13 protein-coding genes and 2 pseudogenes are annotated in these 11,580 nt (G+C 67.2%); 5 read left to right on the forward strand and 10 right to left on the reverse strand.

Features of this window, described 5'->3' with window-relative positions:
• Window positions 1-67 precede the first annotated feature (67 nt).
• The 5 genes and pseudogenes from IG99_RS49230 to IG99_RS38170 form a co-directional block, all read right to left on the reverse strand.
• Window positions 68-781, reverse strand: coding sequence for a hypothetical protein (locus IG99_RS49230; protein ID WP_158973323.1), 714 nt, complete (start codon window positions 779-781; stop codon window positions 68-70).
• A 772-nt stretch (window positions 782-1,553) separates the two neighbouring features.
• Entirely contained in the window at window positions 1,554-2,663 is a 1,110-nt protein-coding gene (locus tag IG99_RS38160) for a hypothetical protein (RefSeq protein ID WP_037682557.1), read from the reverse strand.
• Between the two features lie 1,067 nt (window positions 2,664-3,730).
• Window positions 3,731-4,129, reverse strand: coding sequence for a transposase (locus tag IG99_RS52200; protein ID WP_463607365.1), 399 nt, complete (start codon window positions 4,127-4,129; stop codon window positions 3,731-3,733).
• A gap of 124 nt (window positions 4,130-4,253) precedes the next feature.
• Window positions 4,254-4,316 (reverse strand): annotated as a pseudogene (locus IG99_RS52205) (hypothetical protein); the annotation flags it as partial.
• A 520-nt stretch (window positions 4,317-4,836) separates the two neighbouring features.
• Window positions 4,837-5,532: an SDR family NAD(P)-dependent oxidoreductase gene (locus IG99_RS38170; RefSeq protein WP_037682507.1), complete on the reverse strand. Its 696-nt coding sequence runs from the start codon at window positions 5,530-5,532 to the stop codon at window positions 4,837-4,839.
• Between the two features lie 102 nt (window positions 5,533-5,634).
• Between IG99_RS38170 and IG99_RS38175 the strand changes: the two genes are divergently transcribed.
• Window positions 5,635-6,513: a helix-turn-helix transcriptional regulator gene (locus IG99_RS38175; RefSeq protein WP_037682508.1), complete on the forward strand. Its 879-nt coding sequence runs from the start codon at window positions 5,635-5,637 to the stop codon at window positions 6,511-6,513.
• Between the two features lie 256 nt (window positions 6,514-6,769).
• On the opposite strand, the gene IG99_RS38180 is transcribed toward IG99_RS38175, so the two are convergent.
• The gene (locus IG99_RS38180) at window positions 6,770-7,375 is read right to left on the reverse strand and encodes a TIGR03086 family metal-binding protein (protein ID WP_037682509.1); all 606 of its coding nucleotides are present in this window, start codon (window positions 7,373-7,375) and stop codon (window positions 6,770-6,772) included.
• Window positions 7,376-7,696: 321 nt separating this feature from the next.
• Here IG99_RS38180 and IG99_RS52210 point away from each other — a divergent pair, with 321 nt between their 5' ends.
• A complete protein-coding gene (locus IG99_RS52210; RefSeq protein ID WP_394298072.1) occupies window positions 7,697-7,906 on the forward strand; it encodes an alpha/beta fold hydrolase in 210 nt (69 codons plus the stop codon).
• Here the strand turns inward: IG99_RS52210 and IG99_RS38185 are convergent.
• A complete protein-coding gene (locus IG99_RS38185; RefSeq protein WP_037682510.1) occupies window positions 7,842-8,264 on the reverse strand; it encodes a DUF3592 domain-containing protein in 423 nt (140 codons plus the stop codon). The genes IG99_RS52210 and IG99_RS38185 overlap by 65 nt on opposite strands.
• Before the next feature lie 154 nt (window positions 8,265-8,418).
• Between IG99_RS38185 and IG99_RS49835 the strand changes: the two genes are divergently transcribed.
• From IG99_RS49835 to IG99_RS52215, 3 genes and pseudogenes are all read left to right on the forward strand, one after another.
• Window positions 8,419-8,742 carry a hypothetical protein gene (locus IG99_RS49835; RefSeq protein WP_199815695.1) on the forward strand — a complete coding sequence of 108 codons (324 nt, stop codon included), beginning with the start codon at window positions 8,419-8,421 and terminating at the stop codon, window positions 8,740-8,742.
• A 102-nt stretch (window positions 8,743-8,844) separates the two neighbouring features.
• Window positions 8,845-9,786: a phosphotransferase family protein gene (locus IG99_RS38190; RefSeq protein ID WP_199815696.1), complete on the forward strand. Its 942-nt coding sequence runs from the start codon at window positions 8,845-8,847 to the stop codon at window positions 9,784-9,786.
• 67 nt (window positions 9,787-9,853) lie between these two features.
• Window positions 9,854-10,054: pseudogene (locus IG99_RS52215) on the forward strand (hypothetical protein); the annotation flags it as partial.
• Window positions 10,055-10,490: 436 nt separating this feature from the next.
• Here the strand turns inward: IG99_RS52215 and IG99_RS38195 are convergent.
• The 3 genes from IG99_RS38195 to IG99_RS38200 form a co-directional block, all read right to left on the reverse strand.
• Window positions 10,491-10,967: an FAD-dependent oxidoreductase gene (locus tag IG99_RS38195; RefSeq protein WP_234312100.1), complete on the reverse strand. Its 477-nt coding sequence runs from the start codon at window positions 10,965-10,967 to the stop codon at window positions 10,491-10,493.
• Complete coding sequence (locus IG99_RS50925) at window positions 10,859-11,137, reverse strand: hypothetical protein (RefSeq protein WP_234312101.1); 279 nt, start codon at window positions 11,135-11,137, stop codon at window positions 10,859-10,861. The genes IG99_RS38195 and IG99_RS50925 overlap by 109 nt, the downstream gene beginning before the upstream one ends.
• Window positions 11,138-11,215: 78 nt before the next feature.
• Window positions 11,216-11,422: a RidA family protein gene (locus IG99_RS38200; RefSeq protein WP_267882599.1), complete on the reverse strand. Its 207-nt coding sequence runs from the start codon at window positions 11,420-11,422 to the stop codon at window positions 11,216-11,218.
• Window positions 11,423-11,580 lie beyond the last annotated feature (158 nt).

Raw genomic sequence — 11,580 nt, forward strand, 5'->3', positions numbered from 1 at the left:
ACGCTCGTAGCGACGGTGCAGGTGACGGCAGCTATCCAATCTCGTGGCTACAACGAGATTGACTGTTCTATCGCGACTCATTGCATGGCGCTGAAAAGACTTCGTCGCCGACAAGAGATGGGTCCGGATTCCCGTTCAACGTGCGCACCGAGATCCTGTCGTAGACGTATGCTCCCACCATTCGCTTCTCGTCACTGTAAGGCTTGTAGACTTCGACTGCACATTGCCTCGGCTCAGAGGCGCGCACTTCAATCGGGTAGGTGACATAATCGTCTTCGGCGCAACTCGGTTCGCATTTGTTTTCGTTCAGCGTTCCGGTAGCTTTGATATCGCTTGCCCCAGGTTGTTTCCATTGGAGGTCTGAGATGTAATTGTGATTGTCCAAGGCGATTTTTTTCGGGAAATCGGCCGGCTCGTAGAGAGCCCCACGTTCGTATCCCGTTCGGACATAAAGAGAAGGTGTCTTCGCCGAGGGAGGTTGCTTACTGGCATGTATGTCCGCGTCAATGATTACGCCATCCCGGACGGTGTACGTGCCGGCGAAGAAACGATGGGAGCCGTCCGACTGTGCAGCATCGAGCTCAATTTCTACTGTTTCGCCAACTACGGAATTTATGGTTACTTTATCATTGGCCGTGTCTGCGAACGACTCCACAAAATCGTCGTACCTCCCCCCAACGATGTTCTTCCCTCCGAGCGCCCATGCAGCCACGTAATCGCCGTCATTGACGGCACTGAAGTACCCCTCTACCACATCAGCAGGATCTGGATCGGCTTGCATGGGCAACACCGAATAACCAGCGAGTTGCGGTCCTGGCGCGGAAGGGGCTGACTGCGAAGTTACGGGAAGAGTTGATGAAGGGTGCACGATACCGCCTGGCTGCGTGGAGCTCGAGTGCGCCGGCTGAGCCCCGATAGATGCGCCAACACCCATGAAGCCAACTACCACTGCTGACAGCAACATTGGCAAGCGACCAGTGACGAGCCATCCTCGGTATCTCAAGGGGAGTGAAGTCTGAGCCAGTTGCGCCCGTTGCATCATGATGGACGCCCCCGTCCATCTCGAGTACCTATATTCCCAGCCTGCGACCGAATCCCGCGGCCCGCATCTCGGCGCAGTGCACCGCAACCGCGACACCCGGCGCTGCTCGGTTGGATTCGCATCCCCGAGCTACCGAGAAGCCCTGTCTTCATGCGCGCACAACAGGAAGATCACCCCGGCGGAAACAGTGTTCATGGTGGGCGGCCTGGTGGTCATCGTCCTCATCAACTCCTGGTGGTCCCGCAGGGTGTCCGCAGGTGCGACTCGTCGATCACGACCGCGGTGCGTCCGCGTTCGTCGACCTCCGCGGCCAGCGGCGGACGCCTGAACTGACGGGCATTCACCTCGCGCGGTTCCTACTGGACCCGTGCGAGGTACCGGTGGAGGTCACGGAGTACCTGGCCGGTCGGCTGGAGATCGCCGACGCCGGAGCATCACCTGCTGGAATTGGAGCTGGCGGGCGCCGCCGAAGTCCGGCAGACGGCGGCGCAGCCGCTGACTGGGGAACGGCTCACTGGATCAGCTCGATGTGCGGATGGTCGGGGGATACCGGGCAGACGTACAGCTGCAGATCGTAGCCTCCGGCGAGGTCGAGCATGGTCGGGTTGTGCGGTTCGGGATGGATGGTGGATGACAGAGAGCGGGCTCGGTCCTCGCCGGGAATCCAGTCGGGATAGTTGGAGTTCCATTCGCCCGAGGCGATGGTCAGCAGCGGATCCATCTCGGTGCCGCATGAGAGGCAGAGCCGGGGTAGGGGATCGGTGAGGCCCCAACGGGTCCATCCACCGACCTTCCAGCCGGGAGCGACGGACATCCTGCCCGTGTAGAGCTCGTTGTAGAAATCCTTCGAGTAGGGCGTGTCAGAGCTGTCCAGCGGGTACGGCGTGTTGTCAAAGCTGTCCAGAGCGGCGCCGGCCGTCTGCCACCTGCGCCAGTCCTCCAGCTGCCGCTGGAGCTCCTTGCCCAGTTCCATGATGTTGGGGTATTCGGTGATCTGCTCCGGCGCGAGCAGGCACGGCTCCGGCAGGTAGCCGGGAAACTGGATCGCGGGCGGCTCGGGGGGTGTGTCGAGGATGTCGGTGACTGTGGCGGCGGACCGCCAGAACAGCGCGGTCTCGGGCTGCGCGGGGTGGTCGAAGGGGCACCACAGCACTTGGAGCAGATCTGCCTCGGCCTGCTTGGGCGGGCGCAGCAAGGGGACGTCGCGTACGTACAACTGGGCCACGGGCAGCATGGCGATCGGGCCCTCGGGCCACGGGCGGCCGGCCTTGATCCGCTCCTCGATCGCCAGCTCCTCGGGCGTGTACGGGGTCCCCGGGGGATCGCCGCCCGGCCGGTTCGCCACCGCTGCCCGGATGCGTCGCCGCTGCCGCACGTCCTCGGGCGAGAGGATCTCGTTCCACCCGTCCCACTCGTGCGGTCCCTCACAGTGCGGCCACGGCTCGTCGGCGGGCCACAGCAACGGCCCGCCGACGGAACTGTCGTACGGCGTGGGCGACCCGGGGCGGGGATGCAGCCGGGTCGCCGTGCGTGCCAGCGGGGCCAGTTGCGGGGCGACCGCGGTGACGTCGACCAGCCGCGGCGGGGTGGTACGGATACGGAGTGCGGCGGCAATGCTCATTGCCCGCTCGGCGCACACCGACCGGATCTCGTCCAGCAGCTCGGGGTAGTGCTCGCCGTACGTGTTCAGCGCATGCCACACCGCGTCCAGTGCTGCCACGAGCGGGGCGGGCTTGGCCGCGGCGAGCACGGCGGGAAGAGCGAAGTGCGGCTGTGAGATCCGTCCCGGGGTGCGCGGCGTAACGGCAAGGGGCACCACGACGACCTTGCGCCCTGTGTCCGCGACCGGCGGCGGGACGTACGGCGGCCACTCCGGAGGTATCGCTTCGAGCACCGTCCTGTCCGGTACACGAGGGTCGGAGCGCAGGGCCTCCCACATCCGGGCGGGGTCGTCGAACGGCGGCGGCAGAGGGCGTCCCTCTGCCGACTCCGAGAGCGCCTGGGCGACCCACGGCACATCGGTCAGGCCCGCAGCCTCGCAGGCCCGCCGCGCGGCCAGCAATGCCACTGCACGCTGGACCTCGGGACCCACGACATCGAGGGCGTGCACCAGGTCGCTGTCGAAGCGGAGCAGACCGAGGACGTTGCTCTCGCGGGCACCGCGCAGCCTCTCGCTCGGCAGCCGCCCGCCCCACTCCCACTCCTCGTGGTGCAGGCGGCGCCCCTCGGCGGCCTGTTCGGCCCGCTCCTCGGCCGCCCGTTGGAACACCTGGCGAGTCAGGCGTTCGGCCTCGGCGAGCTGCTCGGGCGTACGCGCCGTCTGGCGCACGTTCCAGTGCAGGTCCCCGGCCATCCGCGAGGTGTGGCGGATCACCTCGTCCGGGCGGGGTGGGGCAGGCCAGAACTGCAGGAGGTAGCTGTCCGCCCGGGACTCCCCAGCCACTCTGGTGGAGAGTTCCCGTCCCTCGTCCATCCCCCGGGCGCAGTACCGGACCCGGTAGTCGGTTCGGGCGAGACCCAGGTCCCACGTGGCCTCGCCGTTCCCCTGCACCAAACTTGTGCGTTCCGACTTGGGGCGGAAGGACACCTCCATCACGTCATCCCAGACCGGGTCCAGCACAGGGGCCGCGTCGTGGACTTCCACGACAAAACCGACGTCGCCCGCGTACAGCCCGGTGGACAGGACGATCACACCTGGGACCGCAGCCCCGCACAACCCCCCGATCTGGTACGCGAGCGCCTTGGCGAGGTCAGGCCTTGCGCTGTCCGGATCGCTCTCGACGTAGATCTGACGATCGTGAACACGCACCTCGCCTGCGACCGGCCTACGCACAGCACTCCCCTCGTCGAGGACGGCCTCAAAGCCCCTGTCGGGCAGGCCGTCACGTGCCCCGCATCATGCCGCAGGCCACTGACAACACGGCCGACGACGCCGCGAGGCCGACGGTGACATCGATGATGCGGCCACTGACGCAAGAGGGTGTCGGTCACGATGTGCCGTTTGCGGCACGGCACCTTCTTGCCGCCGTCGTAACCGCGTGAGGCTGCCGACACCGTCGCGGCGGCCCGCACCGACTGCGCGTCGATACCCCCGCCGTGGGCCCTGCCTCGCGGCCCTCCCGTTCACGGACTTCCCGCGCAGCCGGTCGTGGAAGTCTGTGATCAGCCCGCGCTCGCGCCAGCGGCGGAAGAAGGCGCGGACCCGACCCCAGCCGGGAAAGTCCGCGGGCACCGCCCGCCACGAGATCCCGCCCGTGACCAGGTGACGGATCACGTCCAGCAGCTGCCGGTGACAGTGACCCTCGGGCGATCCGCCCCTCCCTCCTCCCCCCCCAAAGCCAGGCCGGCACCGGCAGCAGAGACCGGACGGCCGCCCGTTCCGCGTCCGACATTGTCGGAGGGATACCAGCGTTCCCGGTCCCGGTGGCCGACCGCGTTGCCGTACGCGCTCGCGAGGTGATCACACGATCGTGCAGCCGCGTTGGACGGGAGGCGTTCGGAGGCGCACAACAACGACATCAGGGCCTCCCGGCACTGCTCGGTTGGATTCGCATCCTCGAGCTACCGAGAGGCCCCGTCTTCATACGCGTACGACGGGAAGATCACCCCGGCGAAAAACCTGTTCGATCCACACGTTCCATGATCGGTTCAGATACGGCTTCTCACACGCCATCATCCAGCCCAACAGACCAAGACGACCCTGGGGGCCAGGCCCGGCGAGATGGGATCTCGGCACGAGTTCGCCACTCTGGAACCCTCGTCCGTGCCGGGCACGCCCCGAATTCAGGGGTGGATCACCAGGCCATCTCACCGTGACGGTCGCGGAAGGTTCCCGTCGGTCCGTCCGCTCCGATGGTGGCGAGTTCGACGATCGCGTCGGTTCCCTCGGTCACGGTCTGCGGGCCGCTGTGCCCGTTGAAGTCGGTCGCGGTGTAGCCCGGGTCGGCCGCGTTCACCTTCACGTCCGGCCAGGACTTCGCGTACTGCGTGGTCAGCATGGTCACGGCAGCCTTCGACGCCGTGTAGAGCGGCGCGAGGTTCCTCGACTCGACGCGCTCTGCGTCGTGGGTGGCCGCGAACGATCCCATACCGCTGGACACATTGACGATGACCGGGCTCGCGGACTTGCGCAGCAGCGGCAGGAACGCGTGCGTCACCCGGACAATCCCCACGACATTGACCTCGAACACCTCACTGGCGTCAGCGGCCGTGATCTGGTCGGCGGGGCTGTGCGTCCCGAAGACGCCAGCGTTGTTGATCAGGACGTCGATGCCGCCCTCGCGAGCCTCGATATCGGCGGCGGCGGCAGCCACCGACGCGTCATCCTTCACATCGATCTGGACGAAACGGGCACCGAGTGCGTCGGCGGCCGCCCGGCCGCGCTCCGGATCACGCGCACCGATGAGGACGGTGTGGCCAGCCTCGATCAAGCGGCGGGCGGTCTCATACCCGAGGGACTTGTTGGCTCCGGTGATGAACGTTGTGGTCATGCGTCCACTCTCGGCCCGTGACGAGAGGACAACCAGTGCTCTCCGTGACGGTAGGACAGCCAGTACCAGGCACGACGACGGCCCGGCAGACACAATGGCAGAGTGGACGAGACCCTGGGCACGGCACTGCACCGCTGGCGCGACCGCCTTTCTCCAGCCGACGTCGGACTGACCTCACGGCCCGGACGACGCGCGGTGGGGCTGCGCCGCGAGGAACTGGCAGAGCTCGCCGGGCTGTCGGTCGACTACGTGGTCCGCCTGGAACAGGGCCGTGCCAAAAGCCCATCGGCGCAGGTCGTCGCGAGCCTGACCAGGGCACTGCAACTGCAGCCCATGGAGCGCGATCACGCCTACCGGCTGGCCGGCCTCCTGCCTCCCCAGGAGGGAACGGTCTCCACGCATGTTCCGGCCGGGGTCCAACGGATGCTGGCCCGCCTAGGGGAGTTCCCCGTGGGCGTGTTCAGCGCCGACTGGACCTTGCTGTCCTGGACGCCCGCATGGTCAGTCCTGATGGGCGACCCCAGCGCACGGACACACGACGAACGCAACCTGGCACGAGCGGTCTTCGCCACAGGGCCCAGCCGGCTCGCGTCCTGGCCCGTGCTCCGGGACGACGACGCCCTGGAACTTGCCCTCGTCGCCGACCTGCGCACAGCTCTCATCGACTACCCCCGCGACCGCTGCCTGACCGACCTCGTCGAGGAACTGCGTTCGACCAGCGCGGAGTTCGCCCGTCTGTGGGACGAGGGCACGGTCGGCCCGCACGTCTCGGCCCGCAAGACCGTGGTACACCCCCAGGTGGGTGAGGTGATCTGCGACTGCGACGTGCTCACCGTCCCAGGCTGCGACATCCGACTCGTCGTCTACACGGTGGCCGCGGGTTCCGCCGATGCGGAAAAGCTGGAGTTCCTGCGGGTCACCAACGGCGTCCGCGCCGAGGGCTCCTCGCCTCCGGGGCCCGGTCTGTTCTCCACGCCGTAACGATCGGGCCTGCCGGATCTCGTCCAGCAATCAGAGGTCAGGTCCGGTCAGGTCCGTCAGTGAAAACGACCGCTCACGGCTCTCGTCATGGACGTGCGCCGACGCGACCGACGCGGTTGATTGGCGGTGGCTGGCCTGATACCGGCGAGGCGCCTGCGGTGGTCTCGCGCTCTGGCGAGTGCAGGCACCTCTGCTGCACTCATCAGGTCCCTCCGCCACAGTCACCGTCGCGGCAACGTGATCGACCGGGCGGCTCCTACGAGGCGCTCCAGCGGGGGTCGCGGCCGAGGTAACGCAGGAGGACCGCCACGTCGTCGTCGCCCTGCTCGGGGACCAGGGCGGCGACGTACGCGCCGCGGGGGCGCAGTGGCTCGACGGTCTCCCTGGCGGCCTTGAGGAGGGGGCGGGCCAGCGCGGGTGTGAGCGGCGACGGCCGGCCCGTCGCCATGGCGATGTCCCAGGCGTGGACCGCTGCGTCCAGTCCGCACGCCGCCGAGCCGGACCACGGGGACATCTTGTGCGGCGGCACCGGCGTGGGCACCTCGGCGGCGTCCCGGTCGACCCCCGCCCACGCCTTCGCCACGCGTGCCAGGGCGTCCTCCAGGAACACCGCCGGGTCCACCCCCTCCATCTCACCCGACGGGGCGAACGGGTTGAAGTCGGGGCCGGGTTCACCGGTGAGCGCGGCGGCGTAGCCGATCTGGTCGCCGACGGCGTGCTGGAAGACCTGGGCGACGGTCCAGCCCGCGCAGGGCGTCGGCCGGTGCCAACCGTCGGCTGGGACGCCGCGGACCGCCGTGCGCAGTGCTTGGTGGGAGGCGTCCAGGACGTCCCAACCGCTGGAGACCATGCCATCGCTCATCGCAGAGCTCCCATTCGTGGTGCCCTCACAGTGATGAATGTTGTTGTCATAGGTCCACTCTCGGCCCGTGACGACAGGAGAACCAGTGCCCTCCGCGACGATAGGACTGCCATTACCAGGCGCAACGGCTGTCCGGCCTGCGCCGGGGCCGGCCGACGACTCCGGCCACGGCCGGAACCTTGTCGCGCACGAGATCCCGTGATTGCTGCTGACGAGACGTTCGACGGCACGTGGCCGTATCTCGCCCGCTTCAACGAGGCGGCCGGCTTCCGCCAGCATTACGTCGACGAGGGTCCCGAACGGCCCGATCAGAGGTTGGTCATGGTGCATGGTGAGCCCACGTGGGGTTACGAGTGGCGCCACCTGATCGAGCCGCTGTCGCGTCACCATCGCGTGGTCGTTCCCGACCACATGGGCTTCGGCAAGAGCGAGACACCGCAGGATCACTCCTACGACGCGGCCGGGGTCAGCGGAGAACAGCGAGGGCGAGCCACACATCCAGGGTGGCGAGCAGGAGCAGCACGGGAGTGATGGCTGCAAGAACGAGGCGGTGGAAGCGGATGGCCTCGCTCAGGAGGTCCGCCACCTCTGCGACGGCCGGGGACGCGGGGTCGTACACGATGGGGAACGTGCTGCCGGGCGAGAAGGATGTCCGCGACACATGGAAGGAGTCCGCCTCGTACTTCGTGCCGTCCGCGAGAGGGTAGGAGAAGCGCACCGAGACGTCGTCCTGGCGCCATGACAGCGAGGTGCACCGCCCTGTCGTCTCCACACCTGACGCCTGCAGCCGCAGACACTCACCACGACGGCGGAAGGCGTGGGCGGCGGCGGCGCAGAGGCCGACGCATGCGACGGTCAGGACCAGCACGTACACCAGCGCACCCGTCATGCCGATCCCCCATCGATCGCTGCGGCAACGTCGAGTAGCCACATCATGGAGCAACTGCTGTGCACTGTCGACGTTTTGTGTGGCGCCTGTGTCGTGGGTACAGCCCACGTACCAGGTTCTCGTCGTCGTCGGCGAACCTGCGATGGCGAATGTCGTGGGCAGCCAAGAGCCCTTCGCCGACCAGTCCGGGATCTGCTCCGACCAGGTCCACCGACCGCGCCTGGGGCGCGCCCGACGAACCAGTCAACGCCGACCTCAGGCGCAGCCTGCTGATGCACAGTCGGGCCCGCGGACAGACCTGACTCGCCGCCGAGACCCGCAGGTCTGCTGCGTCCTCGAATGGAACCGACTGAGTTTCGGATCAATAGCCACACAGGCGGTCAACAACCTCGCCCTGCACGCCGCGTTCGCCACCGGAAAGAACCTCGGCGACGAGGCCGCCACCCGGGCCGCCGTGAGCGAGGTGGTCGGCGACTGAAAACCTGCCGCCGAGGAGGCATGCCCGAAGCCCCCGCCGACGCTCCCCGCACCGTCCATATTTCGCTCGCGACGTCCGCCCTGGCTCATCTACGGTTTCGGCGTGTCCGCTACGACAGCGCTGCCGTCGGCGATGGCCCAGGAACTCCTGCGTCCCATCCTTCCCACCGCGTCCGTCAGCGAGACCGTTCCGCGCGCCGGCGGGGAGCTGAGCACGATCTTCGAGATCCGGTTCGTCGGGGCGGCCGAGCCGGTCGTCATCAAGATCTATGACGATCGATGGCGGTGGAAACAGGAGAAGGAGATCCACGTCTACCACCTGCTTCAGCAGCACCGTGTCGGGCCGGTGCCTGCCGTAATGCACCATGGGGACGCCGACAACGCGCTTGGCCGCTGCTACACGGTGATGACGATGCTCAAGGGGCAGCCATTGTCCGCCGTCAGCCACGCCCTCGACAGGGCATCGCTGCGGAAGATCTACCGCCGGCTCGGGGGCTGTATGGCTGCGATCCACCAGATCCCCCAGGGCGCCTACGGATACCTCACCACTCAGGTTCTGGACCCCGAACCGACGAACACCGCTTACATGACACGGCAGTTCCGCATGAAGCTCAGGGAGTACGCCGATCACGGGGGCGATGCGGCACTCGCGACGGCCATCGAAGCCAAGGTCGCTCGGCAGACCGAGCTGCTCGGCGCGTGCCGCCATGCCGTGCTGTGTCACAACGACTTCCACGAGGGCAACGTCCTGGTCGCTGAGGACGGCGGCGGATGGCAGGTCAGCGGCTTCATTGACGTGGAGAACGCGATCGCCGCGGATCCACTGATGGACGTGGCCAAGACCGACTACTACTCCGTCCAGGACGACCAGGACAAGCGTGAAGCGCTCTGCGACGGCTACGGCACCCTGCCCGCCGACTGGAGCGAGCGGGTCGCCCTCTACCGCCTCTACCACGCTCTGGAGCTGTGGGACTGGTTCGCCTCCATCGACAACACGGCGCCGCTGGAGGGCATCACCGAGGACATCCGGCGAATGACGGCATGATCCTGGGTATTGGATACAGATTTTGAACGGCAGTCCGTGGCACGCCCCACTTGTTCTGTTTCCCAGCGAGATGGGCTGCCACCGCGAGTTCACGATCGCTACCGGCATCCCCGGGTACTTCTGTGCTCCGGCCAGCCACTGGCAGCGCGGCTCGAACGAGAACACCCACGGATCGCTGCGGCAGTACTTTCCCAAGAGCACGCTCGGCTGGCAAACCCCGGCGAGCGCCTGCAAGACTGGTCGCGGTCCGAGTCCGGCGATGCGCTGACCGAGTGGAATCAACTGACCGGCCATGTGTGCTTGGCCGCCCGTCGGTGAGGTGATCTTGCCGGGAAGAGGATGGCACGACCTGGAGGGCGGACTCTACGGATGCGACTACCGCATCCTCGGCGCCATCGCCGAGGGCCGTGCCGAGGTCGAGGAGGACACTGCGGACTGGACGATCGTCTACCCGTGCTCGCCAGGTCGACCGGCCACCGCTGCGCCGTCATCTCGGAGTACGACTCTCTGACGGCCCTGCTCGACCGGGCATGATTGACCGACTGCCGCGTCCGGTCGTCCGTCATCTCCTTCAACGCGACCCCGGTCCGGTGCAGCAGCCGCGTTGAAGCGGCGTCTCTTCACGGGTGGACTGGTCAGCGGATGACAGACGGTCGTTTGCGGGACATCAAGAGATGAGTCCCGCGGCGGCGGAAGTGGGTGGGCTACCTGCTCTTGAACCGGTCCGGACGCACGAAGTCCAGGCCTTCGATGGTCTGTTTGCCGAGCGCCTCGTGTGCGGCGATGTGGCCATAGCCGGTGGCCATTTTGAAGCCCTTTCCGGAGAATCCGGTGGCACAGTAGACCCTGCTGTTCTCGTCCAGCCAGCCGAGGAGGGGATGCCTGTCCTCGGTGAAAAGGTCGGGGAAGGCGTCGGAGCGCACGATGGCGGGGGTGAGGCCGGGAAAGAATTCGGCGACGCTATCGGTGACCTTTTCGATTTCTTCCCGGGTGAGTTCTCTGGGCACGGAGGCCGGGTCGGGAGTTTCTCTTCCGCGCCCGTCCAGCGGGCCGTCCACCGATGCCTTGACCGTCACGCCGTCGACGGCGGGTGCGCCGTACAGGGAGGATCGCCGTACAGCCGGCTGAAGGCGGGGAAATTCCCTGGCGAGAACTGCGTGCCGTCCTGGGCGATGAACCAGGTCAGGACGATCCGATGGGTTTTGGTGGCGACGCGTTGGAGCGGGATCTGCCCCGCACGCCGGCGGCGGGTGGCCTCGGGGCCGGACCTGCGCTGGAAGGAGGCTTCGAGGACCGGGGTCGCGGTGAGCCCCCGGGCGGCGACGTTGACCGGGATGTTCCGGGAGCCCATTCACGATCGGCGCTGGGGTGCCGATTCGCTCGACCGAGGGCGTCGAGCGCCTGTTGGAACCAGTTCACGGCGCACTGCTCATGATCGGTTCGCCGCTGCACCGCAGTGCCGGATCACCTCGATCTCGACAGGGGTGTTGAGGGGCAGCCCTGCGATACCGATCGCGGTGCGGGCGGGCCGTCCGTTCTCGCCCAGCACCTCGATGAGCAGTTCACTGGCCGCGTTGGCGACCTGCGACTGCGGACCGAAGTCCCGCGTGCCGACCACGAAGACCAGCATCTGCACGATCCGGACGGTCCAGATCGCCCTAGGCAGTAGGGCGGGGCAGGCCGAAGAGGACCGGGAGGTCGGCGATGTCGGTGATCCGCTCGTAGCCGAGCCAGTGCTCGTCGTGCTCCCAGCCGCGGTCCATGTACACCTTGTTCTCGATGCCCATGATGGCC

It is taken from the genome of Streptomyces griseus subsp. griseus (assembly GCF_000720255.1).
In the GTDB taxonomy this organism is placed as follows: domain Bacteria; phylum Actinomycetota; class Actinomycetes; order Streptomycetales; family Streptomycetaceae; genus Streptomyces; species Streptomyces griseus_I.